This window comes from Martelella sp. NC20 (assembly GCF_013459645.1).
GTDB lineage: Bacteria > Pseudomonadota > Alphaproteobacteria > Rhizobiales > Rhizobiaceae > Martelella.
The window spans coordinates 3584644-3609442 of the sequence record NZ_CP054861.1; the positions used below are offsets into that span (position 1 = coordinate 3584644).

Below are 24799 nucleotides of genomic sequence, written 5' to 3' on the forward strand. Positions count from 1 at the left end.
TGGACTGGCTTGGCCCGGCCTGTCATGCCTCCGGCGGCACCACCGCGGGCTTGCCGCTGTCATCCATCGCCACCATCACGAACTGCGCGGCGGTCACCTGTTCCCGGTTCGGCATGCGATGGCGGTGGACCCAGGCTTCGACATGGACCGTCATCGAGGTCCGTCCGACCCTCTCGAACGAGGTGTAGACGCAGAGCGTATCACCGACCTTGACCGGCTGTTCGAACGCCATCGAATTCACGGCGGCGGTGACGGTCCTGTTCGCGGCGCGCTCGGAGGAGGCCACATAGGCGGCAAGGTCCATCTGCGACATCACCCAGCCGCCGAAAATATCGCCTGACGGATTGGCATTGGCCGGCATCGCAACGGTGCGCATGGTCAGGTTGCCATTGGGTGATTTCTCGTCATTCATTTAGCTCTCCTGTCGTTTTCGGGCGCTTCACCCTGATCAGGTCCAGACAATATTGCACGGGTGGGGAATTGCAACTCGGGGCATGTTTGCCAAGCGGCAATACCGGTCGCCTTTTGAACATCGCGCATCGATCCAAAAGCATTTGTTTACTCTTGTCTGGTCTACTCGGGTTCGGAGTATCAACGCAGTTTCGGTTCAGTATGACGTTTCCCTTGCGACGTGCGGTTTCATTGGCAGCCATTGCGGCAACGCTCACCGGTTGTTCCATCGGCGGATTGATGACGTCTTTTTCCGTCGATACCAGCGACAAGGGGACCCAGGTCGTCACCCGCGGCGACGAAGCCGGGCAGGGGCCGCTGCAACAGGTCGCCGCTACAGCGGTAGCGACACAGGCTCCCGCCGCCGCGCCGGAGCCGCCGCCCTCGATCGAGCAACTGATCGCCAGCACCGAAACCGAAGCGGGCGTGCCGATCGACAGCTATCTCGGCATCTCGACCAAGGAGGAGGCCGCCGTGGTGGCGGCCAACGCCGCCGCGCCGCTGACGCCCGCCGACATCAAGCCGGAGAGCCCGGCGCCGGATGCCGGTATCGACCCGATCCAAACCGCCTCGCTTCTGCCGCTGAGCGATCCAGGCGCCGGCGCTTCGGCTCAGAAGGGCCGCTTGCCCGGGCTGATGCCGCTTGCCGAACGCCAGTGCCGCAGTTCGCTCAGGGAAATGGGCGTAAGCTTTTCCGATGTCGAGGAGATTGCGAACGGCAGTCATTGCGGCATTGCCTACCCCGTCAAGCTGCAATCGCTTTCGGGCAAGATCGCGGTCTCGCCCAATGTCACGGTCAATTGCCAGACGGCGCTTGCCTTCGCCGAATGGGTCCAGAACGATGTCGCGCCCGCCGCGCGCGTACGCTACCTCACCGGGCTCAAGTCGGTGAACACCATGGGCGGTTATTCCTGCCGGCGCATGAACAACGGCACCGGGACCCGCGCATGGTCGGAACATTCGCAGGGCAACGCCATCGATGTCGGCGGCTTTACCCTGAATACCGGAAAAACCATCGACGTATCGTCCAAGAGCTTTTTCGCCTTCCGGGAAAAAGGCCTGCTGAAAACGGTTCGCGCCAGCGGCTGCGACTATTTCAACACCGTTCTCGGCCCGGGTTACCCCAAGCATGACGACCACCTTCACTTCGACCTGATGCAGCGCAATTCCGACCGGAGCTACTGCAAGTAGGCCCCGCGCCGTTCTGGATCACGGTAGCGCTGTCGTTTCAGGCTTCCCGCCGCCCCTGTCTTTGCGATTCATTTCCTTCTCGTTGCGCTGTTTCGACCGCGGCGATGGCGGAGGCGCGCGACTTTCGCGGGCGCGACCCGTTTTTGCACAATCTCAAGATGCTCGGAATTCCGCTATTTTGTTAATGACAAGGCCGGAGCATCGGCATTAAGATCGGATCAGTCGAAGGGAGCTTGAAACGGACTCGGTAGATACAGATATGAGCACCAACAAAAGACTTGGTGAACACGCCTGAGAGACTTACGGAGTTAGTGAGAATGATCGCGATGTCGATCCGGATGCAGAACGATCCCTCCAAGAACGGGGACAATCCGAGCCGCGGAACGGCGGTCATCGCGCGTACCAAGCCGAAAACAAAGAAACCCAGTCTATACCGGGTTCTCCTGTTGAATGATGACTACACACCAATGGAATTTGTCATCCATATTCTGGAGCGTTTCTTCCAGAAGGATCGCGAAGCGGCGACCCGAATCATGCTCAACGTTCACAACAATGGCGTGGGCGAATGCGGGGTCTTTACCTTTGAAGTGGCCGAAACCAAGGTCAGCCAGGTGATGGATTTCGCGCGCCAGCATCAACATCCATTGCAATGTGTCATGGAAAAGAAGTGAGGATCTGATCGTGCCAACTTTCTCCCCCAGTCTTGAAAAGGCGCTGCATCAAGCTCTGACCTATGCCAATGACCGGCACCACGAATATGCGACGCTGGAACACCTCCTGCTGGCGTTGATCGATGATGGCGATGCAGCCGCCGTCATGGGGGCCTGCAATGTCGATCTCGACGCGTTGCGCAAGATTGTAACCGAATATGTCGATACCGAACTCGCAAACCTGATCACCGGCTATGACGAGGATTCCAAGCCGACATCCGGCTTCCAGCGCGTCATTCAGCGGGCGGTGATCCATGTGCAGTCCTCCGGTCGCGAAGAGGTGACCGGCGCCAACGTGCTTGTGGCGATTTTCGCCGAGCGCGAGAGCCATGCCGCCTATTTCCTGCAGCAGCAGGAGATGACGCGCTATGACGCCGTGAACTACATTTCCCACGGCATCGGCAAGCGTCCCGGCGCGTCCGAGACCCGCACCCCGCGGGGCGTCAACGAGCCGGAGGAAAGCGATACCGGCAGCCCGCGCGAGAGCGAGGACAGCGCCCGCAAGCAGCCGGACGCGCTGAAGGCCTATTGCGTCAACCTCAACGAAAAGGCGCTGAGCGGCAAGATCGACCCGCTGATCGGCCGCGACGCCGAGGTCAACCGCACCATTCAGGTGCTGTGCCGCCGCTCGAAGAACAATCCGCTCTATGTCGGCGATCCCGGCGTGGGCAAGACGGCGATTGCCGAAGGCCTCGCCAAGCGGATCGTCGAGGGCAAGGTGCCCGAGGCGCTGATCGATGCCACCATCTTCTCGCTCGACATGGGCACGCTTCTGGCCGGCACCCGCTACCGCGGCGATTTCGAGGAGCGGCTGAAGCAGGTCGTCAAGGAACTCGAGGAGTATGAAGGCGCGGTGCTGTTCATCGACGAGATCCATACCGTGATCGGCGCCGGCGCGACTTCGGGCGGGGCGATGGATGCCTCCAACCTGTTGAAGCCCGCGCTGTCATCGGGCGCGATCCGCTGCATCGGTTCGACCACCTACAAGGAATACCGCCAGTTCTTCGAAAAGGACCGGGCGCTGGTGCGCCGGTTCCAGAAGATCGATGTCAACGAACCATCCGTGGACGATACCATCGCGATCATGAAGGGGCTGAAGCCCTATTTCGAGGAATACCACAACCTGCGCTACACCAACGAAGCCATCAAGGCGGCGGTGGAACTCTCGGCGCGCTACATCACCGACCGCAAGCTGCCGGACAAGGCGATCGACGTGATCGACGAGAGTGGTGCTGCGCAGATGCTGGTGCCGGTTTCCAGGCGGCGCAAGATGATCACCGAAAGGGAGATCGAGGCGACGGTCGCGACCATGGCCCGGATCCCGCCGAAGACCGTTTCCAAGGACGACGAGCAGGTGCTCGCCAATCTGGAGCAGGAACTGCGTTCCGTGGTTTACGGGCAGGACAACGCGATCGATGCGCTGGCGACGTCGATCAAGCTCGCCCGGGCCGGCCTGCGCGAACCCAACAAGCCGATCGGCTCCTACATCTTCTCCGGCCCGACGGGCGTCGGCAAGACCGAGGTGTCGAAGCAGCTTGCCTCCTCGCTCGGCGTCGAGCTGTTGCGCTTCGACATGTCGGAATACATGGAGCGGCACACGGTCTCGCGTCTGCTCGGCGCGCCTCCCGGCTATGTCGGCTTCGATCAGGGCGGCCTGCTGACCGATGGCGTCGACCAGCACCCGCATTGCGTCGTGCTGCTGGACGAGATCGAAAAGGCGCATCCGGATATCTACAACATCCTGTTGCAGGTGATGGACCATGGCTCGCTGACCGACCACAACGGCAAGAAGATCGATTTCCGCAACGTCATCCTGATCATGACGACCAATGCGGGCGCGGCCGAGATGTCGAAATCGGCCATCGGTTTCGGGTCATCGCGGCGCACCGGCGAGGACGAGGAAGCGCTCAACCGCATCTTCACGCCGGAGTTCCGCAACCGTCTCGACGCGATCATCCAGTTCGCGCCGCTGCCGACCGAGGTTATCCACCAGGTCGTCCAGAAGTTCGTCATGCAGCTCGAAAGCCAGCTTTCGGAACGCAATATCACCTTCGAACTGGAGGACAAGGCCGTCGAGTGGCTCGCCGAACGCGGCTACGACGAAAAGATGGGCGCGCGGCCGCTGTCGCGGGTGATCCAGGAACACATCAAGAAGCCGCTCGCCAACGAGATCCTGTTCGGCAAGCTCAAGAAGGGCGGCGTGGTCCGTGTCGGCGTGACCGAGAAGGATGGCAAGCAGGAACTGTCGCTGGAGGCAATTCCGGAGACCACCCCGATCAGGCCCAGCGAACTCAAGTCCGATGGTCCCAAGGGCAAATCCGGCAAGGCGGCCCGGAAATCCGCAGCCGATACGTGATCTTGCGGGTCCGCCTTAGCGCGGACCCGCTCTTTTTGCTGCGACGCGTTTTCGCGGACGTGGGAAGATATGGCGGACCTGGAGGCTTTACCGAGGCCTCTCGGTGGCCGTAGGCCTGTTTCCACCATCCTTTTCTGAGGCGCTGAGAGCAGCGAGCGCATCGCGCGCCCGCTTGCGACCGCCACGCACGTGCCGTTTGCCGCCCACAAGGCCGGATTCTCGTGCGCGGATGGCTTGAGCTACGGGCTCCCGGATATCAGAAAAGCTTGTTCCCGATCCGCAATAAAAGGTAGAAGTTTGCCAATGGCCTTCCCCTTCTTGGCGCGGGGAGGTCTTTGCTGGCGGTAATATCGGTCAAGGAAGCGGGAACATGACCCATGAAACATTGCTGGCCCTGATCGGCTTTGCTATCGCGGCCTCCCTGACCCCCGGGCCGAACAATTTCATGGTGTTCACATCCACGGTCAATTTCGGCTTGCTGCGCACGATCCCGCACATGGCGGGCGTTGTGATCGGCTTCGTGCTGCTGATGGCTTCCATCGGGGCTGGGCTTGGCGCGGTGATCAGCGCGTTTCCGAAGCTGTTGATCGTCGCCAAGGTCGCCGGTGCCGCCTATCTGCTCTGGATCGCCTGGAAGATCGCGAACACCCGTCAGATGTCCTCGGGCCGGGCGGTTTCCGGCCGTCCGTTGACCTTCCTTCAGGCCGCGGCGTTTCAGTGGGTCAACCCCAAGGCCTGGATCATGTCGCTGACGGCGATGTCGGTTTATACCGATCCGGAACATTATGTGCTCTCGGTGGCGCTGGTTTCAGGCATTTTCGGCGTGGTGTCGGTACCGAGCCTTTCGATCTGGGGCGGATTCGGTGCGGGGCTGCGGGACTGGCTGTCCGCGGGTAGCCGGCTCAAATGGTTCAATATCGGTATGGCGGTCCTGCTGGTCGCGAGCCTCTGGCCGATGCTCGCCTGAAAGCGCGATTGCCAGCCGATGGCGTGCCCGCGACAGGCGCGACATCACCGTGCCGAGCGGAATAGCGAGCATGGCCGCGATCTCCTCGTAGCCATAGCCCTCGATATCCCTCAGGATCACGATCGCGCGAAAATGGGGTTCGAGCGTGTCGAGCGCGGCCTCGACGCCGAGCCGTTCGATTTCGACGGCTTCTGCCGAATGGTCGTCAAGTCCGCAATCCTCATCAAGGACCATCATCGGCAGAACGCGTTCATGGCGGCGGCGGTTGGCGTCGATGTGGCGCATGATCGCGCAGAGCCAGCCTGCGAGATTTTCACCCCGCCATTGCAGGCGCCGCTCGAACGCGACCACGAGCGCATTCTGCAACAGGTCATCGCCGTCCGCGGCCGATCCGGTAAGCGCTCCGGCGGTGCGGCGAAGGCGCGGCAACTGACGCACGAGCTCGGTCTCGAATTCGGGACGCGGCGGCGCAGCCTCGCATGGACGCTGCGCCGGCTGACGGCGATCATGCCGGGCGCGCCACCTGCCAGTTGCCGCTATCGGCGTTCTGGCCGGTGATATCGCCGGTTTTCTTGTCCGCGGCGCGGAAGTAGAGAGGTTCGCCATTCAGTGCCCATTGTCTCTGACCATCCTTGCGCACCACAAAGCTGTAATGTGCAAACGGTTGCGCGGATGAGTTGGCGATATATGGGGGCCAATTTTGGGCGCAGCTACCGTAGCAAACGGATTGGTCCCTTGCGTCCTTGTCATAGGTGTAAAGCGTCAGGCCGTTCTGGCCGGCGAGAACCTGGCCGTCAGGCGTATTGACGGCCTGGAAGGTTGTGGTGCCGGCTTGGGCAATGCCGGCAAAGGCTGCAAGGGCGACGGCTGCGAGGATCGTTGTCTTCATCATGGTTGTTTTTCCGTGTCGTGATAACCGCTGATTGCGGTCGATACGTGTTATAGACACCTCAGCATGCCGGTTTATTCCCGCAGCTTGCGATTTTATGTTGCCCAAGGACGGCGAATCCTGCCAATTCACGCACATGGAATTCTCACCGCAACAGGATGAAGCGTTACAGGCGGTGGCCCGCTGGCTGAAGGAAGGCCGGGCGCCGGTGTTTCGCCTTTTCGGTTTTGCCGGAACGGGCAAGACCACGCTTGCGCGCTATTTCGCCGAGCATGTCGATGGCGACGTGCTGTTTGCCGCCTTCACCGGCAAGGCGGCGCAGGTGCTGCGCTCGCGCGGGGCCACCAATGCCCGCACCATCCATTCGCTGATCTATCGCCCCAAGGGCGAGGAGATGATCGAGGACGAGGAGACCGGCAAGACCTCGGTGTCGCCGATGTTCACCCTCAACCGCCAGAGCCCGCTCGCCAAGGCGGCGCTGATCATCATCGACGAATGCTCGATGGTCGACGAAAAGCTCGGTCAGGATCTGGTGTCCTTCGGTACGCCGGTGCTGGTGCTCGGCGATCCCGGCCAGTTGCCGCCGGTCTCGGGCGGCGGCTATTTCACCAATCACGACCCCGATTTCCTGCTGACCGAAATCCATCGCCAGGCCCGCGACAATCCGATCATCGATCTCGCCATGAAGGTGCGCGAGGGCAGTGAGATCGGCTATGGCGATTACGGCCAGGCCAAGGTGATATCCAAGCATGACGTCACCCAGGAACTTGTGCTGGAGGCCGATCAGGTTCTGGTCGGCACCAACCGCACCCGAAGGCGCTATAACCAGCGTCTGCGCGAGTTGAAGGGCTTCTCACAAGTTCACCCGCAAGCCGGCGACAAGCTCGTATGCCTCAGAAACGATCCGGCGAAGGGCCTGCTCAACGGTTCGCTCTGGAAGGTGCTGTCGTCTTCGCGCGAAACCGTGAAGCCCGGCATCAACCTGCTGGTAAACCCGGAAGAGGACGATCCCGATCGCGGTGCTTCCCGCATCAAGCTGCTGAAGGCCGCATTCGAGGACAGCGGAACCGAAATCCCGTGGTCGACCAAGAAGCGCTATGATGATTTCGACTATGGCTACGCCCTCACGGTCCACAAGGCCCAGGGCTCGCAATGGAACAATGTCGTGCTGTTCAATGAAAGCTGGGCGTTCCGCGACACGCGGGAGCGCTGGCTTTACACGGCGATTACGCGCGCGGCCGAAAAATTGACGGTGGTTATGTAATTGATGCAACCTGTTGTTGCGTCGACTGAGGCATTGTCGCATATACGGCCATACGCGTCGCTGCGCGATACATCTGGAGGGAGCCATGGTTGCCAAGCTGTCCGTTAATCTGAATGCGATTGCCCAGTTGCGCAACCGGCGCGATCTGCCGTGGCCCAGCGTGCGCCATTTCGGCAGGATCGCGCTTCAAGCCGGCGCTCATGGCCTGACGGTGCATCCCCGGCCCGACCAGCGCCATATCCGTTTTTCCGACCTGCCGGTGTTGCGGGCATTGATCGATGACGAGTTCCCTAAGGCGGAATTCAATATCGAGGGCTATCCGAGCGATTTTTTCATTGGTCTTTGCCTGGAAGCCGAGCCCGAGCAGGTGACGCTGGTGCCGGACGACCCGGAGCAGGCGACATCGGATCATGGCTGGAAATTCGCCGAGCATCGGCAACTGCTGAAAAAAGCGGTCGAGCGGCTGAAGAAGAAGAATATCCGGATATCGATGTTTGCCGATGGCGATGCGAGCGCGGCCGAGCTGAATGCCGCGCGTGACAGCGGCGCCGACCGGATCGAACTCTATACCGGGCCCTATGGCGCCTGTTTCGACGACCCCGCGCGGGAGGTAGCGCTTGCGGCGCAACTGGGCGAGACCGCTCGGCTCGCCCGTGAACTGGGGCTCGGCGTCAACGCCGGCCACGACCTGACCGTCGCCAACCTTCCGCCGCTCGTCGCCGCGATACCGGACCTTGCTGAGGTTTCGATCGGCCACGGCCTTACCGCGGACGCTCTGGAATACGGCATGGCGGAGAGCGTCAGGCGCTTCCGCCATGCTTGCGGTGAACCGGTCTGAGCGGCAGCCGCTTCCGGATTAAAAGGCGTTGCGATTTTCCTCGAAGAAGGCGCGGAGCGGCCTTGGCCGGTGACCCGTGAGGCGCTCGAAGTCATCGTTGACGATGTCGAAGCCGCCCGCGCGGACGTTGTCGTCGGTACTGACGAGCATGTCGACGAGGAAGGGCGGCAGGCCGGCGCCCTGAAGTGTGGCGCGCAGCGTGGCGCTGTCGACATGCTGGACCGCAAGCGGCTTGCCGCTGAATTCACGCGCCAGCGCCGCCACATCGTCGATGGAATGGCCCTCGGGTCCGACAAGCGTATAGATCGTGCTCTCGTCGGTTTCCGCAAGCAGGGCCGCCGCAAGCGCCCGTGCGCAATCCTCGTGCGCGATGTAGTTGAGCTTGCCGCTGCCGGCGGCAGACATGATCCCGCCATGCTCCAACGCCTGCGGCAGGCTCATCAGCAGGTTTTCCTGATACCAGGTATTGCGCAGGATGGTGTAGCCGAGGCCGCTTTCCTTGACCGCCTTTTCGCTCCCCAGATGATCGCCCGCAAAGCTGATCAGCGAACCTTCGGGGTCCGGCAGCGAGGTGTAGACGATATGACGGGCGCCGGCCGCTTTGGCGGCGTCAACGGCTGCGCTGTGCTGCGCGACCCGATCGCTGCCGGGGGCAACGGCATCGGTGGAGATGATCGCGACACGCTCTGCGCCTTCGAAGGCCGGCGCAAGGGTTTCCGGCGCATTGAAATCGGCTTGCCGCACGACGACGCCTTTTTCGGCATAGTCGGCAAGCTTGGCCACGTCGCGCGTGGTGGCGATGATCCGGGCGGGATCCTTGCCGGCGGCCAGCAGAAAGTCCAGCGTTTCGCGGCCGAGCTTTCCGGACGCGCCGGTAACGAGAATTGTAGGGTTGGTCATGGAGAGGTCTTCCTGTAAGAGTAAAACTATCAATGAGCTCTAGTCTCAAAAAGAGACCGCCTTCCATTTAATGCGATTGGCGGTGATGTAAAGACGGGTTTAATTTGTTCGCAGGTTACACGGCTGTGCCCGGGAGAAAGAATGGCTGACGATCTTTCAGTATGGAGCCGCGCGCAACTCGCCGAAATCGTCTCCGACGACATGGTCGAGAATTGTCCGGTGCGCGATGTGCTCAATCAGGTTTCGGGAAAGTGGAGCACGCTGCTGTTGATGGCGCTTTCGAGCGGGCCGCTGCGCTTTGCCGAACTCAAGCGCCTCACGCCGGACATCTCGCAGCGGATGCTGACCAAGACGCTGAGGGACCTCAACCGGGATGGCTACATCACCCGCACCGTGTTTCCGACCAAGCCGCCCAAGGTGGTCTACGATCTGACGGAGACAGGTCGTTCCTTTCTCGGGCCGTTTTCGCTGCTGGTCACATGGGCGAAGGACAACCACGGACAGATACGCGATGCGCGCAGCGCATTCGATCGGGCCGAGAGCGACATGGTCTTGTGAGGACGGCAGGAAAATGAAACGCCCCGGAGCAGGGGGGATGCCGGGGCGTTTCTTTGGGGGTCATCTTCGAACGTATAGCTACAAAACGTAGGCTGTGTCCGTATAGTTCCCAAATATGGTTAACTTTTCGGCGATTTAAAGGCGGCGCCAGAATATCGTTGCCACCCCGCGCTTCGTGCCCGGCACGGTTCTGCTTCAGAGCGATTTCAGGGAGGTCGCGACGGGAATCAGAAACTCCGGCCGAGCCCGATGCCGCCATAGGTAAGGCCGCTGTTCGGCGACGCCAGATCGGCGTTCGAGGAATGGCGCACCGTGGCCGTCAGGCTCCAGTTCTCGTCGATATTGACGCCGAGAGCAATGTATTCGTGAAACAGCACATGCGAGCCGACGCCGGGCCCACGGCCGCCTTCATCAAGATCGCCATTGGTCAGGGCGCCGCCGAAGCCGATATCGGCGAAGGTCGGCCCCAGAAGCGGAAATTTCCAGCTCGCGCCCGCCATGAGCTGCGATGCTTCGTCATCGGTCGAGATGCTGGCGCTCAGGAAGAAGCGGGGGTGAAAGAACTTGTCGAAACCCTCCCGGCCTTCGCTGTGCAGCGGATCGAAGAACAGGCTCGGAATCAGGAATACGCCGCTCTCGAAATCCGACTTGGCGCCAAGAGAGGCGGCGACCTCGAACCGGGCTTCGTCGAAAATACTGTCTGTGGGGACCGGCGCGGAAGGACTTCCAATGCCGTTCATATCGGCGGCGGAGGCGGTAGTCAGGGATATCAAAGCGACCGCGAAGCCCGCAGCCGACTTCGAAAACCTATTCAAGTACATATATTCGACCTATTCGAATCACTCTGGCAACAGCAACGCGCCGCTTCACTTTCTCATATTAGTGATCTTCTTATAGTTCGAGGTCAAGTCAAACATGGCTTATTTCAGGCAGTCTCCAACTGGCCGAGCGCCGCCTCGAAAAGACGCCTTCCATCGGTGCCGCCATGGGCCGGTTCGATCAGGTTTTCGGGGTGGGGCATCATCCCCAGCACATTGCCGGCTTCGTTGACGAGGCCGGCGATATCGTTGACGGAGCCGTTGGGATTGGTGCTCTCGGCATAGCGGAACACCACCTGGCCGCGATCTTCCAGTGCCGCAAGGGTGTCGGCCTCGGCGAAGTAGTTGCCGTCGTGATGGGCGACCGGGCAGCGGATTACTTCGCCGGCCGCATAGCCGCTGGTAAAGACGGTGCGGTTGTTGGCGACCTCGAGCTTCACTTCGCGACAGACGAATTTCAGCGATGCATTGCGCATCAGGGCGCCCGGCAGAAGGCCGGCCTCGAGCAGGATCTGGAACCCGTTGCACACGCCGATGACGCGGACGCCCGCGGCCGCCTTCTCGGCGACGGCGCGCATCACCGGCATGCGTGCGGCGATCGCCCCGCAGCGCAGGTAATCGCCATAGGAAAAACCGCCCGGGATCACGATCAGGTCGACATCCGGCAATTCGGTCTCGGTCTGCCAGACGGTGACCGGATCGGAGCCGGAGATCTGCCTGAGGGCCGCAAACATGTCACGGTCGCGATTGAGGCCCGGAAGCTGGATAAGAGCGGATTTCATGGCGGCTCCGATCAGTTCAGTTCGATGGCGTAATTTTCGATCACCATATTGGCCAGAAGCTTCTCGCACATGGCGGCGACATCGGCTTCCGCCGTGGCGCGGTCATCGGTATCGATCACCAGATCGAAGACCTTGCCCTGTCGTGCGCCGGCAAGGCCATCGAAGCCGAGGCCATGCAGCGCGCCTTCGATCGCCTTTCCCTGCGGATCGAGTACGCCGTTTTTCAAGGTGACGATGACGCGTGCGTTGATCACTGGCTTAAACCTCAGTTCTATTCGAAAATTCTATTTGACCAGGACGGGACCGGCGGCCCGCGCCGGCTCGTTCTCATTCATGATGCCGAGCCGGCGGGCGACCTCGGAATAGGCGCTGACGGACGTGCCGTCGCTTCCCCCGACGCGCGAATCGAGACGCTGGCGGGTCGCCAGATCCATCAGCCGGCAGCTGTCGGGAGATATCTCGTCGGCCAGGATGATGCGCATCATGTCGCCCTCGAACAGGCGGCCGCATTCGATCTTGAAATCGACGAGCTGCATGCCCGCGCCCAGAAACAGGCCGGACAGAAAGTCGTTTATCCTGATCGCGAGCGCCATCATGTCATCGAGTTCGGGCGGCGATGCCCAGCCGAAGGCGGTGATGTGTTCCTCGGTCACCAGCGGATTGTCGAGTTCATCCGAATTCAGGCTGAATTCGACGATCGAGCGGGGCAGGGGAACGCCCTCCTCGATGCCAAGCCGGCGCGACAGCGAACCCGCGGCGATGTTGCGCACGGTGACGATCAGCGGGATCATCTCGACCTCGCGGACGAGCTGCTCGCGCATGTTGAGGCGGCGGATGAAATGGGTGGGAATCCCGATCGCATTCAGATGCCCGAAGACATATTCCGAAATGCGGTTGTTCAGAACACCTTTTCCGTCGATCACGTCGGTGCCTGCACCCGGTTCGGTGCTGGCGTCGTCCTTGAAGAACTGGATCAGGGTCCCGGGCTCGGGGCCTTCATAAAGGACTTTGCCCTTGCCTTCATAAACCCGGCGGCGGCGACTCATGTCTGTCTCGTATACGTTGGCGCGCAGCGGGAGAGCGCGCTGATATCATCTCTTTCGCTGGAATAGCGAGTTTGCGCCGCTTTCTCAATCAAAACCACGTGTTTTTCAAGGCAATTACGGTTTTGCACGATTTGCTGATGACAAACTGTCGCATGCGGACGATTTTTGAAGCAAATGCGGCTTTGGTTCTTCTCAACGGCGGCGAACCATACCATCTTAATAGGTGAGTTTATCAGGGAGGCACACATGGCAGATCGAATCTTTGCAGACCGGGGTCGCGCTCACGAGGCGGCCTATTCGGCGGAACAACATGCACAGTTCAATACTGTTGCGCGACGCAACCGCATGCTGGCCAACTGGGCGGCAGAGCTGCTCGGCCGTGAAGGCGAGCAGGCCTATATCAGCGAGGTCATGGCCAGCCATTTCATCGAGGCCGGCGATGCCGACCTGACGGGCAAGCTGATGGAAGACTTCACCGCGGCCGGCGTGGAAATGGACGAGAAAACCATTCACGCCAAGATGAGCGAATTTTTGCTGGCTGCGACTCAGAGCACTGATCCCGCCTGAAACGGCTTGAACGGGTACGCTGTTTTACTGAAAAGCGTACCCGTTCAGCCGAGTTTCGCGATCCTGACGGTTTGGCCCGCGTCAACCGCTGCGGCAAAGGGCGGACGGATGATCAGGCAATCGGCATCAGCCAACGTGGCTTGTAGCGAGGAATCCTGTCGCTCGAATATCTCGACCCGTCCGTCGGCATCGAAACAGCCGCGCATATAGTGCTGACGCGGGCCGTTTTCGGCGAGCGCTGACGCGGCAATGGCGCTCGTCTCGCGCTCCAGCGGCTTCAGGCGGCCGATATGGCGAATCAGGGGCTCGGCGAAAACCAGTGCGCAGACGAAACTTGAGACCGGGTTGCCGGGCAGGCCGAGCACCCGCATGTCGGCAAGCCGCCCGACCATCAGCGGCTTTCCCGGACGCATGGCGATCTTCCAGAAATCGAGTTCCATGCCCATGGCGGAAAGCGTCGGACGGATCAGGTCGTGATCGCCCACCGATGCGCCGCCGATCGTGATGAGAATGTCGGCGCTGGCCTCGACCGCCTTTTCGACAGCCCTTCGGATGTCTGCTTCGGTGTCGCCGGCAATGCCGAGATCGATGACATCCGCGCCATTGCCGCGGGCAAGAGCGGCAATGGCAACGCTGCCGGAAGCTGAAATCTGGCCGGGACCGGGAAGCGTGCCGGGCGGCACCAGTTCATTGCCCGTCGCCAGCACCGCGACACGGGGCCGGCGAAAGACCGAAAGCGTGCCGTGGCCGGCAGACGCTGCAAGCGAAAGCGCGCGCGCGTTGAGAAGACGGCCATGACGCAGCAGGATATCGCCGGCAGCAAAATCCTGTCCGGCATTGCGGATATTGTCGCCGGCCGATGCCGGGGCTTTGAAAAAGACGTTAGCGTCGCCGCGCCTCTCGGTATTTTCCTGTATCACCACACAGTCGGCGCCTTGCGGAACCGGTGCGCCGGTGAAAATCCGCATCGCGGTTCCGGCGGTAACATGCGCGTCAGACATTGCGCCGGCGGCGATCTCGCCGATCACCTGAAGCTCCGCGCCCTTTGGACCGATATCGGCCGCGCGAACGGCATAGCCATCCATCGCGGAGGCCGCGAAGGGCGGCTGGGTGATGCGGGAGGCGACGTCCTCGGCCAGCACGCGGCCATCGGCCTCGGACAGCGCCACGGTTTCCGATTCGTCCACCTGCGGGGCATGTTCCAGCAGGATTTCGCCGGCGTCTTCTACGCTCAGCAGCGGATCGGCCATGTGTCAGCCTCCACGTTTGAAGTCGCCGCTCGCGCCGCCGGACTTTTCGACCAGCCGTATCGCCCCGATTTCCATGTCGCGGTCGGCGGCCTTGGCCATGTCGTAGATCGTGAGGCAGGCGATGGAAACGGCGGTCAGCGCCTCCATCTCCACCCCGGTCCTGCCGGTCAGCGATGCGGTGGCGACGACCCGGAGGCCGGGAAGGGCGGGGTCGGCTTCAATGTCGACGGCGATCTTCGTCAGCATCAACGGATGGCAGAGCGGGATGAGGTTTGCGGTCTGCTTCGCGCCCATGATGCCTGCAAGCCGGGCGGTGGCGATCACGTCGCCTTTTTTAGCGTTTCCGCTTTCGATCAGCGCCAGCGTTTCCGGTCGCATCCGGACATGGCCTTCCGCCGTGGCGCTGCGCACCGTTTCGGCCTTGGCGCCGACATCGACCATGCGGGCTTCGCCGGTTTTTCCGATATGCGTCAGTCCGGCGGGCTTGTCCGTCATGACGCCGCCTCGGCGCTGCCTTTCAAAAGCGCGCGGGTCGCCGAGGCGATATCGTCCTTGCGCATCAGGCTTTCACCGACGAGGAAGGTGGATATGCCCGCCTTTGCCAGCCTCAGGCAGTCGTCATGAACGAAAATGCCGCTTTCGCCAACGATCAGCCGGTCCTCCGGGATCATCGGAACGATGCGTTCGCTGGTTTCAAGCGAGACCTCGAAGGTGCGCAGATTGCGGTTGTTGATGCCGATCAGAGGGGATGCGAGCTTCAGCGCCCGCTCGCATTCGGCCTCGTCGTGGACCTCGATCAGCGCGTCCATGCCGAGTTCTAAGGCGGTTTCTTCCAGAAGCCGGGCCTCATCATCGGAAAGGCTCGCCATGATGATCAGGATGCAATCCGCCTGCCAGGCGCGGGCCTCATGGACCTGATAGGGTTCGAACATGAAATCCTTGCGCAGCGCGGGCAGCGCGCAGGCTGCCCTGGCGGCGGCCAGAAATTCCGGTGCCCCTTGAAAGCTCGGCGTATCGGTGAGCACCGAAAGGCAGGCCGCGCCACCGTCCTCATAGGCTTTGGCGAAGGCCGGCGGATCGAAATCCGGACGGATCAGGCCCTTGGAGGGGCTTGCCTTCTTGATTTCGGCGATGAGGCCGAATTCGCCCGCAGCCTTCCGGCCGAGAAGCGCGTCGGCAAAGCTGCGCGGCTTGTCGTTGTCGCGTATCCGGGCCTTCAGTTCTGCGAGCGGAACCGCGGTTTTGGCGGCCGCGATTTCCTCGCGCTTGTAGGCTTCGATCTTCTTCAGGATATCGGTCATGGCCGGATTCCATGTTCGGGTTTGCGGTTCGAAACGGCGACCAGCCGTTCGAGCGCGAGGGCGGCCCTGCCGCTTTCCAGCGCTTCCGTGGCGATTGTCATGCCATCGGCAACCGTATCGGCCTTGCCCGCGACCACGAGGGCCGCGGCGGCATTGCAGAGCGCGATATCGCGATAGGCGTTCCTTTCGCCGGCGAGCACCTTGCGCAGCGCCGCAGCGTTGACCTTGCCATCGCCGCCGCGCAGCGCATTGAGCTCGGCCCGCGCCACGCCGAAATCGGAAGGCGACAGCGTAAATTCCCGGATCTTGCCATCGTCAAGCTCGGCCACCAGCGTCTCGCCCGTCGTGGTGATTTCATCGAGGCCCTGGCCATGGACGACCCATACCCTTTCCGACCCGTGGTCGCGCAGGACCTCGGCAAGCGGGCGCACCCATTCGGCGGAAAACACGCCGAGCAATTGCCGCTTGACGCCTGCGGGATTGGAAAGCGGACCGAGCAGATTGAAGATCGTGCGGGTGCCAAGCTCCACGCGGGAGGGGCCGACATGGCGCATCGCCGCATGGTGTTTCTGGGCGAACATGAAGCCGATGCCGGCCTCTTCCAGGCAGGCCTCGATCAGGGCCGGCGCGATATCGAGATCGACCCCGAGTTCGGACAGGCTGTCGGCGGTGCCGGAGCGGGAACTGAGCGCGCGGTTGCCGTGTTTGGCGACCGTTACCCCGGCGCCGGCAGTGATGATCGCGGCCAGCGTCGAGATGTTGTAGGTCCCGGCGCCATCGCCGCCGGTGCCAACGATATCGATGGCATCGGCCGGCGCTTTGACGGGCGTCATCTTGGCGCGCATGGTCGAGACCGCGCCGACGATCTCGTCGACCGTTTCGCCCTTGACCCTGAGCGCCATCAGGAAGCCGCCGATCTGCGAGGGCGTGGCCTCGCCCGACATCAGCAGATCGAAGGCTCGCCGTGCCTCGTCACTGGAAAGCGACTGGCCGCTGGCGACCTTTGCGATGAAGGGCTTCAATTCCGACATTGTTCGCTCTCGCTATCGCATGTTGACGGCCTGCTGGGCGAGCGTCTGATTGATCGAGACGCCATACTGACCCTGCAGCTTGTTGATCATTTCATCGAGGATGTCATCGCCGGCATAGGCCGCGATCGCGTTGACCGCCTGATCGTCGCCGGAGGCCGCCAATGTGCCGAGAGGGTTTACCACCGCCGCGACCTTCAGCACCACCTGCTCGGTTCCGCTGTCGCGCGGCGCGGTTGCAACCGTTCCGAGCGGGCCGCTGAAGGCTGCGGCAATGGCTTCCGGGCCGAGGTCGTCATTCTGCGCGGTGCGGGTGACCGACGGAGCGCTGTTGACGTCGATCGCCAGTTCGTCGGCAATCTGCTGCAGGCTCTCGCCACCCTCGACGCGGGCCTGCAATTCGCTGGCCTTGTCCGCAAGGGCATCGCGCTGCTGCTCGGCCGCCCAGTCGGCTTCCACCTGGCTGCGGACTTCATCGAATTCACGGTCGCGCGAGGGGATGATGTCGACGACCTCGTACCAGACGACGCCGCCATCATCGAGCGTGAGCGGCAGGTTCTCGACCCCGGTATCGCTGTCGAACGCGGCGGCGACAAGCTCGGTGCCGAGCGGAATATCGGCAACGGGCGTTCCGCTCTGATCGTGGCCGCTGGTATCGATGGCGTCGATGGTTACCGGCGTCAGGCCCAGGCTTTGCGCTGCATCGGCCATGGATGCGCCGCCCGCGCGCTGGTCTTCATACTGGTTCTCGACGTTCAGAATGTCATCGGCTGCCTGCCGTTCGGCAAGCTCCTGACGAATCCGGTCCTTGACCTGATCGAACGGCGTGACCTGTTCCGGCGAGATCGCGGTGACGCGCAGGATCACCGGACCGAAATTGCCCTGAACGACGTCGCTGGTGCCGCCCTCTTTCCCGATGGCAAAGGCGGCCTCGTCGATCGCGGCGTCGGGAAACTGGCCCTTGCGATAGATGCCGAGCGTGACGTCGCCGGTGGACCTGCCCTGTTCGCTGACAAGCTGATCGAAAGTCTTGGCGCCATCCGCAAGCGCCTGGGCCGCCTGTTCGGCTTCCGCCTGATCGGAGAAGGTGAGCTGCTGGATGCGGCGCTCTTCCGGCGCGGTGAAGCTTGCGATCCGGGCGTCGTAATCCTCGCGGACGGCGGCATCGGTGACGGCATCCGGGTCGGCGATGTCGGAAGGATGGAGCGCCACATAGGAAAGCTTGCGGTATTCCGGCGCGCGGTAGGCGGCCTTGCGCTGCTCGAACCACGGCTTCAGCACCTCTTCGCCCGGCGATTTGACAGGCTCGATGAAGGCGTTGTTGAGGACGATGTAGTCGACGCCGCGGGACTGGTTGCGGTATTCGCTGATGGCGTCCACCAGCGTTTTCGGGGGCACGAACCCATCCGCCATGCCGTCGACGATCTGGGAGCGCACGGCGACCTTGCTGCGTTCGGCGACGTAATCATCCTCGTTGAGGCCGACATTGCGCAACAGCGCGCTGAAGCGCTGACGGTCGAAACGGCCATCGGCATTCTGGAAGGCCGGATCCTGGGCGATGATCTCCGCCAGCCGGTCCTCGGAGAGGCCGAGATTCATGTCGTCGGCAAGCTGGTCGAGGGAGGCTCCGGCGACGAGCTGGGCATTGACCTGCTGGTCGACGCCGACCATGCGGGCTTCCTCGCCGGTCAGCCGCCGGCCGAACTGGTTGCTGAGGCTGTTCAACTGGCGCTGATAGGCGAGACGGTATTCATTGGCCGAAACGGTCTTGTCGCCGACCTTGACCACCACATCCGAATTGCTGGAAAAGAACGCGCTCGATGCGCCCCATACGCCGAAGGAGATGATCAGCAGGATCAAGAGGAGTTTCGCGACCCAAGTCTGGGCGCCTTTGCGCATTGTCTCAAGCATTATTGTGCAGTCCCTGTTTGCCGAGCCTTCGGTTTTGTGACGCTTCATAGACGAAGATGCAACCGAATTGAAGACGCTGATGCGGCGGGCGGTCCGACAGGCGGTGATAACCGGTCGTTAACCATAAATATTAAGCATGATCGCAAAACAACGCGCGGCAATATGTTCTTAAGGTCCTGCCGCCAGAATCACCCCAGGTTTTGGACGACTTCGCGATTCCCTCCGGATGGAACGGGTGTCTTGGTCGCAAGGGGTAGGTAATGCGTGGTTTGAAATTTCGGCAGGGCGCTGCGAAGGCGGTATTCTTAAGTTCTTCTGCACTTCTTGTTGCCTGGGGCGCGCCGGGTCTGGCCGCCGATTTCCAGTGGACCGGCGCGACCTCCACCGACTGGTATGCGACAACCAACTGGACGGTCGACGGCAGCCCGCCGCCGCTTCCGCCGAAATCCGGTGATAACGTAACCATCGATACGCTGAACAACGCTCCCGTCCTGACGCCTGACCGCGGCACGGAATATATCAGCACTCTCATCGTGGGCGATACCGCGTCCGGCCTGCTGACGTCGAATGCCACGGTGAGCGGGGAAACCGTGACCATCGGCTCTTCGGCCAGCGCAAACGGTACCGTGATCATCTCGGGGGCAGGGAGTGCGATCCAGTTCGACACATCCATCATTGTCGGCGGTTCGGGTGTCGGCGTTCTTTCGCTGCAGGCGGGTGCGCAGGGGCAGGCGGGAGCGATCAGCCTCGGCAATGCCAGCACGACGGCCAACGGCACATTGAATCTGGATGGCGCTGGAACGCAGATCCGCACCTACGGAACGGGTGCCTACAGCGTCTTTATCGGCAATGAGGGCGTCGGCCAGCTGAATGTCACCAATGGCGCCAAGTTCGAATCGAACGCAACGATCATAGGCAACATTGAATCCAGCAACGGTACGGTGGTCATTACCGGGGCGAACTCCGAATGGAACGGCTATGGCGACCTGATATTGGGGAAGTCGGGAACGGGATCGGTCGTCATCCGCGACGGCGGCCACGCGATCAGCGGTTCGCTCAGCATCGGCCAATACAGTTCCTCCACAGGGAATACCGCGACCGTTACGGGCGCGGGATCGCTCTGGAACGTCTATAATGACATCGCGATCGGCGGCAGCGTGACGGGCAGCGGTTCCGGCGGATCGGGCGAGCTTTCCGTTCTTTCAGGCGCGACCATGACCGCCAGCAACATGACGGTCGGCTATGTCACCGGCGGCGAAGGCACGGTCACGATCGATGGCTCCGGGACAGCGTTGCAGCTTTCGGGGGCGTTGAAGGTCGGCAATTCCGGCGAAGGCATCCTTACCGTGTCGGAAGGCGCAACTGTGACCGCCGACTACGCGATGCTGGGCGTCAATACAGCGGGTGAGGGCGCATTGGGAATTATCGGTGCCGGCAGCAGCGTCACGCTGACCAACCGGATGACGGTCGCCGCCGATGGCGTTGGCGCGCTCGGCATTTTCGATAGCGCCACGCTGAACTCCAATGGCGGCGTCATCGGCCGCGACGTCGGCAGCGAGGGCGGCGTCGCGCTGACGACCGGCGGCATCTGGACCAACACCTCCAATCTCACTGTCGGCCAGGATGGCACCGGCCTTCTTGTTATCGATAGCGGCGCGACGGTGACAAACAAAACGGCCGTACTCGGCGCTTCGGCGTCCGGGAGCGGCGGGGTGCTGGTCTCTGGAGCCGGCTCGAGCTGGGATGTCGACGGCGGCATCACTGTCGGCGCAGGCGGCACGGGTCTGTTCTCGGTCACGACCGGGGCGACGGCCATCAGCACGGCAAGCGTTGTGGCCGATACGGCGGGATCGATCGGCCTTGCCGAAGTCTATGGCGGCACCTGGACGGTCAATGGCGGCCTTGTGGTCGGCAATGGCGGCTCCGGCGTTCTCGACGTTGCCGAAAACGGTGTCGTGATAGCCGACAGTCTTGTTCTTGCCGCCGCAAGCGGCTCCCAGGGCGGTCTTGTCATTGGCGGCATTCCGGGTGTCGGTAGCGCTGTCGCGCCGGGCGAAGTGGCGATACCCACCATCGCCTTCGGCCAGGGCAACGGCCTGCTCATCTTCAACCATACCTCGTCCGACTATGTCTTCGCGCCGACGATCAGCGGAACCGGCCAGATCAGCGCGCTTTCCGGCACGACGATCCTGACCGCCGACAATACCAATAGTGGCCTGACCTCGATCGGCTCCGGCGCTGAAATTCAGGTCGGCGCCGGCGGCACGACAGGCACGCTCGGCGGCGATGTCGCCGTTGAATCCGGCGGCACGCTGAGCTTTGCCCGCTCCGACGATATCGAATTCCGCGGCGCGCTGAGCGGCGATGGTGCTTTGGTGCAGAAGGGGCCGGGCGAGCTCAACCTTTCCACCGATAGCGCGGATTTCACCGGTTCGCTCGAGGCGGCGGGCGGTTCGCTCGATATCGACGCCGATCTGCGCGGCGCCACCGCTGAAGTTGCGAGCGGTGCTATCCTCGGCGGCTCCGGCATCATCGGCGATACCCATGTCAGCACCGGCGGCACTTTCCGCGCGGGCGACGACCAGGGCGCGATCACGGTCGATGGCGATCTCGATTTCGATGCCGGCGCGACCTATGTCGCGGTGATCACGGTCAATCAGGAACCGGCGCTCGTTACCGGCACGGTCGCCTTCGACGACACCGAGATCGATCTCGACTTCGATCAGGGCGGGGTTCTGAAGAAGGAATACACGCTGCTGCAGGCCGGCGATATCACCGGCACCTATGATGCCTCGCTCGATGCCTTGCCGTCCCAGTTTCGCGGATCGCTGAGCGAAGAGGACAATGCCCTTAAGCTCGGGCTTGCCTATGTCGGCGGCAATTTCAATTTCTCCGCTCTCGGCCAGGGCGTCAACACAGCGCTCGTCAGCGCTTTCAACGATGGCGTGGCGCTCCAAGGCACGCTTGCCGCCGGCATGCTGCAATCCGGCCAGGCCTACGAGGCGGCGATGACGACGCTTGGCGGCGAACTCGGCATCAATGCAACGATGACGGCAACGCTCGGGATGGACAGTTTCCTGCGCCGCTCGTCCAATCCCAACCGGCTTCTGGCCGGCTGGCGTCCGGTGGAAAAGGATGCCGACGACGATGCGGTGCAGAATGCGCCCGCGGCAACGTCCGGGCTTGCCTATTGGGCGGTCGGCGGGCTGGATGGCTATGCGGGCGCGGCGGGCGACCCGCGCTGGGACTGGTCGGCACAGCGCCGCCGTTCGGTTTTCGCCTCGCTCAACCCGGTCAATACCGGCTGGCTCGAATATAACGGCGGAAGTTCCAGCGTTGACGGCGATGCCCAGGCCGGCAATTCCGGCGCGGATATCGACAGCAGCATGGTCGAGGGCGGCTATCTGGCGCGGCTCGACGACGCCAATGCGATCGGCATCGTGTTCGGCGGCGGAAGCTCGACCTACAAGCAGACAGAGCAGGACGGCACGGCGGACGCGCAGAGTTTCCATGCCGCCATCAACGGCGTGACACAGTCGAAGGAGGGGCTTTATGCGACCGCAGCCCTCGGCGGCGGCGTCGACAATATCGATACAAAACGCACCGTCGCCTTCGGCAATGCCGTCGACCAGTTGCGCGGCTCCTATTCGGCGACGACCGTCGGCGGACGGATCGAGGCAGGCGGCCGCATCGTTCAGAATGGCGTGGCGATCATGCCGTTTGTCGGGGCAAGCGCGGTCTATACCCACGCGCCCGATTACCAGGAAGAGGTGGCGGCTGGATATGGCAACGCGGCGCTCGCCTATTCCGATGTCGGCCTGTTCCGGGGCACGGTCGAGGCCGGGCTCGGTTTCGACACGGCAGCCGGCGACATAGCGCGCCGCTTCGCGATCAATGGCCGCGTCTCCTATCTCTACCGCTATGGCGGCGGCGGCGACGCCAGCGCGAGTTTCCTGGCCTTGCCGGGTTATGGCTTCTCGATTTCCAGCAACGCACCGACCGGCAGCGCGGTCGCCGCCAATGTCGCTGCAAGAATCCAGCTCACCGCGCAGGCCGATCTGAGCTTCGGCGCTTATGGCGAGTGGGGCGCTGACTATTCGGCGCTGATCGCATCGGCGAAATTGCGCTATATCTGGTAGGCTTGCGCCAGGGGCGTCACGGACCTTCTTGAGGACAGGACGTTTCTGTGCCATCAAGAGCCCCGAAAAGGAGGGGCCATGTCGCTTTCCCACCGTCCTCTCGATCATCTGGTTCTGCCGGTCGTCGATCTTGCAACCGCGAGGCTCAGGCTCTCGGCGCTCGGTTTCGCCGTCGCGCCGGAGGCGCGGCATCCGTTCGGCACGGAGAATGCCTGCGTCTATTTTGCCGACTCGACCTATCTCGAGCCGCTCGCCATCGCCGACCAGCAGATCTACGACCAGAATATCGCGCGCGCCGAATTCGTCCGCCGCGACCGGGCCTATCGCTTTCGCCGCGGCGATGACGGTCTGTCCGCCATTGTCTTCAAAAGCGATGACGCGGCGGCCGATCACGCGGATTTCGCCGAGGCCGGGATTGGCGTCGGTGAACTGTTCAGCTTCTCGCGGCCATATCTGCGCGCCGATGGGGCGCAAGCGACAGCCGGCTTCAGGCTCGCCTTCGCCGCCGATCTGCGCGCGCCGGATCTGTTCTTCTTTACCTGCGAGCGCATGCAATCGCTTGCTCCCGATGAAGCGCTGATGGGGCATCAGAACGGCGTGACCGGAATTTCCGCCATTCTGCTGGGCGAGGACAATCCGATGGAGTTCGAGCCGCTGCTGCAAACGCTCACCGGCGCGGGTGAAGCGGATATCCATCCCGACGGCTTCAGCACCGATGCGCTTGCGGTGCGGCTTTCGGTCTTTACCTATGATCACCTCTACAGGAACCATGGCATAGCCCGCTCCGGCGCCGGTCGCGGTCTCGAGCCCGCAGCAATCGTATTCGCGGCGGCCGATCTGGAAAATCTCGCCGATATCCTCAGGACCAACGACATCGCCTCGCGGCAGGCCGGCGACAGCATCTGCGTGCCGCCGGCGCCCGGCCAGGGCGTGACCTTCATATTCAGGGAAAACTAGCATGACCGACCGAACCGTTACCGCCGGAGCCGGCGCGCGCGCCGTCAGCTTCTGCAATGCCGGCAAGCTCTCGCTGATCGCGGGACCGTGCCAGATGGAAAGCCGCGATCATGCCTTCATGATGGCCGGAAGGCTATCCGAAATCTGCGCCGATGCCGGGATCGGCCTCGTCTACAAATCCTCCTTCGACAAGGCCAACCGCACCTCGCTCAAGGCGACGCGCGGCATGGGGCTCGACAAGTCGCTCGAAGTCTTCGCCGACCTGAAGACGGAGTTCGGTTTTCCGGTGCTGACCGATATTCACACCGAGGAGCAATGCGCCGAGGTGGCGACCGTCGTCGACGTACTGCAGATCCCGGCCTTCCTGTCGCGCCAGACCGACCTTCTGGTAGCCGCGGCGAAGACCGGACGGGTCATCAACGTCAAGAAGGGCCAGTTTCTGGCGCCCTGGGACATGAAGAACGTGCTCGCCAAGTTCGTCGACAGCGGCAATGACAATGTGCTGCTGTGCGAGCGCGGCGTGTCCTTCGGCTACAACACGCTGGTCTCCGACATGCGTTCGCTGCCGATCATGGCCGCCACCGGCGCGCCGGTGATCTTCGATGCCACCCATTCGGTGCAGCAGCCGGGCGGGCAGGGCGGTTCGACCGGCGGACAGCGCGAATTCGTCGAGACGCTGGCGCGGGCGGCGGTTGCTGTCGGCGTTGCCGGCGTCTTCATCGAAACCCATGAGGATCCGGACAACGCGCCCTCGGACGGACCGAACATGGTGCCGCTCGACGACATGCCGCGGCTTCTGGAAAAGCTGCTGGCTTTTGACGCGGTTGCAAAGGGAAGGTAAGCTCGATCGCATTCCCAGCGGTTTCGCGGCAGTTTT

Annotated in this window: 23 protein-coding genes and 1 pseudogene; 11 read left to right on the top strand and 13 right to left on the bottom strand. The window is 62.5% G+C overall.

Annotation, left to right across the window (positions count from 1 at the left end; all coding sequences use genetic code 11):
- Positions 1-22: 22 nt before the first annotated feature.
- Positions 23-412, bottom strand: coding sequence for an acyl-CoA thioesterase (locus HQ843_RS17045; protein WP_180897199.1), 390 nt, complete (start codon positions 410-412; stop codon positions 23-25).
- Positions 413-690: 278 nt separating this feature from the next.
- On the opposite strand from HQ843_RS17045, the gene HQ843_RS17050 reads away from it, so the two are divergent.
- The 4 genes from HQ843_RS17050 to HQ843_RS17065 all read left to right on the top strand — a co-directional run bounded on the left by HQ843_RS17050 (position 691) and on the right by HQ843_RS17065 (position 5674).
- Complete coding sequence (locus tag HQ843_RS17050) at positions 691-1641, top strand: extensin-like domain-containing protein (protein ID WP_180897198.1); 951 nt, start codon at positions 691-693, stop codon at positions 1639-1641.
- A gap of 317 nt (positions 1642-1958) precedes the next feature.
- Complete coding sequence (gene clpS / locus HQ843_RS17055; RefSeq protein WP_174800869.1) at positions 1959-2312, top strand: ATP-dependent Clp protease adapter ClpS; 354 nt, start codon at positions 1959-1961, stop codon at positions 2310-2312.
- 10 nt (positions 2313-2322) lie between these two features.
- The gene (gene clpA, locus HQ843_RS17060) at positions 2323-4707 is read left to right on the top strand and encodes an ATP-dependent Clp protease ATP-binding subunit ClpA (RefSeq protein WP_180897197.1); all 2385 of its coding nucleotides are present in this window, start codon (positions 2323-2325) and stop codon (positions 4705-4707) included.
- A gap of 370 nt (positions 4708-5077) precedes the next feature.
- On the top strand, positions 5078-5674 hold the full coding sequence (locus HQ843_RS17065) for a LysE family translocator (protein ID WP_180897196.1): 597 nt from the start codon (positions 5078-5080) through the stop codon (positions 5672-5674).
- 69 nt (positions 5675-5743) lie between these two features.
- Here the strand turns inward: HQ843_RS17065 and HQ843_RS30060 are convergent.
- Positions 5744-6280, bottom strand: a pseudogene (locus HQ843_RS30060) (RNA polymerase sigma factor); the annotation flags it as partial.
- The gene (locus tag HQ843_RS17075) at positions 6180-6566 is read right to left on the bottom strand and encodes a COG4315 family predicted lipoprotein (protein WP_246710128.1); all 387 of its coding nucleotides are present in this window, start codon (positions 6564-6566) and stop codon (positions 6180-6182) included. The gene HQ843_RS17075 and the pseudogene HQ843_RS30060, both read right to left, overlap by 101 nt.
- Positions 6567-6699: 133 nt before the next feature.
- Here HQ843_RS17075 and HQ843_RS17080 point away from each other — a divergent pair, with 133 nt between their 5' ends.
- Together HQ843_RS17080 and HQ843_RS17085 are read left to right on the top strand one after the other, a co-directional pair.
- Complete coding sequence (locus tag HQ843_RS17080; RefSeq protein WP_180897195.1) at positions 6700-7827, top strand: ATP-dependent DNA helicase; 1128 nt, start codon at positions 6700-6702, stop codon at positions 7825-7827.
- An 85-nt stretch (positions 7828-7912) separates the two neighbouring features.
- Entirely contained in the window at positions 7913-8665 is a 753-nt protein-coding gene (locus HQ843_RS17085; protein WP_180897194.1) for a pyridoxine 5'-phosphate synthase, read from the top strand.
- Between the two features lie 18 nt (positions 8666-8683).
- Here the strand turns inward: HQ843_RS17085 and HQ843_RS17090 are convergent, their stop codons facing one another.
- Positions 8684-9565: an SDR family oxidoreductase gene (locus HQ843_RS17090; protein WP_180897193.1), complete on the bottom strand. Its 882-nt coding sequence runs from the start codon at positions 9563-9565 to the stop codon at positions 8684-8686.
- A 141-nt stretch (positions 9566-9706) separates the two neighbouring features.
- Here HQ843_RS17090 and HQ843_RS17095 point away from each other — a divergent pair, with 141 nt between their 5' ends.
- Positions 9707-10123, top strand: coding sequence for a winged helix-turn-helix transcriptional regulator (locus HQ843_RS17095; protein WP_180897192.1), 417 nt, complete (start codon positions 9707-9709; stop codon positions 10121-10123).
- Positions 10124-10350: 227 nt separating this feature from the next.
- Here HQ843_RS17095 and HQ843_RS17100 read toward each other — a convergent pair whose 3' ends face one another.
- The 4 genes from HQ843_RS17100 to HQ843_RS17115 form a co-directional block, all read right to left on the bottom strand.
- Positions 10351-10938: an acyloxyacyl hydrolase gene (locus HQ843_RS17100; protein ID WP_180897191.1), complete on the bottom strand. Its 588-nt coding sequence runs from the start codon at positions 10936-10938 to the stop codon at positions 10351-10353.
- A 110-nt stretch (positions 10939-11048) separates the two neighbouring features.
- Positions 11049-11723: a phosphoribosylformylglycinamidine synthase subunit PurQ gene (purQ, locus tag HQ843_RS17105; RefSeq protein ID WP_180897190.1), complete on the bottom strand. Its 675-nt coding sequence runs from the start codon at positions 11721-11723 to the stop codon at positions 11049-11051.
- Between the two features lie 11 nt (positions 11724-11734).
- The gene (gene purS, locus HQ843_RS17110) at positions 11735-11977 is read right to left on the bottom strand and encodes a phosphoribosylformylglycinamidine synthase subunit PurS (RefSeq protein WP_180897189.1); all 243 of its coding nucleotides are present in this window, start codon (positions 11975-11977) and stop codon (positions 11735-11737) included.
- A gap of 30 nt (positions 11978-12007) precedes the next feature.
- Positions 12008-12769 carry a phosphoribosylaminoimidazolesuccinocarboxamide synthase gene (locus HQ843_RS17115; protein ID WP_180897188.1) on the bottom strand — a complete coding sequence of 254 codons (762 nt, stop codon included), beginning with the start codon at positions 12767-12769 and terminating at the stop codon, positions 12008-12010.
- A 246-nt stretch (positions 12770-13015) separates the two neighbouring features.
- Between HQ843_RS17115 and HQ843_RS17120 the strand changes: the two genes are divergently transcribed.
- On the top strand, positions 13016-13336 hold the full coding sequence (locus HQ843_RS17120; RefSeq protein WP_180897187.1) for a DUF1476 domain-containing protein: 321 nt from the start codon (positions 13016-13018) through the stop codon (positions 13334-13336).
- 44 nt (positions 13337-13380) lie between these two features.
- On the opposite strand, the gene HQ843_RS17125 is transcribed toward HQ843_RS17120, so the two are convergent.
- The 5 genes from HQ843_RS17125 to HQ843_RS17145 are packed head-to-tail and all read right to left on the bottom strand — an operon-like array spanning position 13381 to position 18826.
- A complete protein-coding gene (locus HQ843_RS17125; RefSeq protein ID WP_180897186.1) occupies positions 13381-14586 on the bottom strand; it encodes a molybdopterin molybdotransferase MoeA in 1206 nt (401 codons plus the stop codon).
- A gap of 3 nt (positions 14587-14589) precedes the next feature.
- The gene (gene moaC / locus HQ843_RS17130) at positions 14590-15081 is read right to left on the bottom strand and encodes a cyclic pyranopterin monophosphate synthase MoaC (protein ID WP_180897185.1); all 492 of its coding nucleotides are present in this window, start codon (positions 15079-15081) and stop codon (positions 14590-14592) included.
- Entirely contained in the window at positions 15078-15887 is an 810-nt protein-coding gene (trpC, locus tag HQ843_RS17135; RefSeq protein WP_180897184.1) for an indole-3-glycerol phosphate synthase TrpC, read from the bottom strand. The genes moaC and trpC overlap by 4 nt, the downstream gene beginning before the upstream one ends.
- Complete coding sequence (gene trpD, locus HQ843_RS17140) at positions 15884-16918, bottom strand: anthranilate phosphoribosyltransferase (RefSeq protein ID WP_180897183.1); 1035 nt, start codon at positions 16916-16918, stop codon at positions 15884-15886. Before trpD ends, trpC begins: the two co-directional genes overlap by 4 nt.
- Positions 16919-16930: 12 nt before the next feature.
- Entirely contained in the window at positions 16931-18826 is a 1896-nt protein-coding gene (locus HQ843_RS17145; protein WP_180897182.1) for a peptidylprolyl isomerase, read from the bottom strand.
- Positions 18827-19086: 260 nt separating this feature from the next.
- On the opposite strand from HQ843_RS17145, the gene HQ843_RS17150 reads away from it, so the two are divergent.
- From HQ843_RS17150 to kdsA, 3 genes are all read left to right on the top strand, one after another.
- Positions 19087-22965 carry an autotransporter domain-containing protein gene (locus HQ843_RS17150; protein WP_180897181.1) on the top strand — a complete coding sequence of 1293 codons (3879 nt, stop codon included), beginning with the start codon at positions 19087-19089 and terminating at the stop codon, positions 22963-22965.
- Between the two features lie 78 nt (positions 22966-23043).
- Positions 23044-23922, top strand: a complete 879-nt coding sequence (locus HQ843_RS17155) for a VOC family protein (RefSeq protein WP_180897180.1) — start codon at positions 23044-23046, stop codon at positions 23920-23922.
- Between the two features lies 1 nt (position 23923).
- Entirely contained in the window at positions 23924-24763 is an 840-nt protein-coding gene (gene kdsA / locus HQ843_RS17160; RefSeq protein ID WP_180897179.1) for a 3-deoxy-8-phosphooctulonate synthase, read from the top strand.
- Positions 24764-24799: the final 36 nt, after the last annotated feature.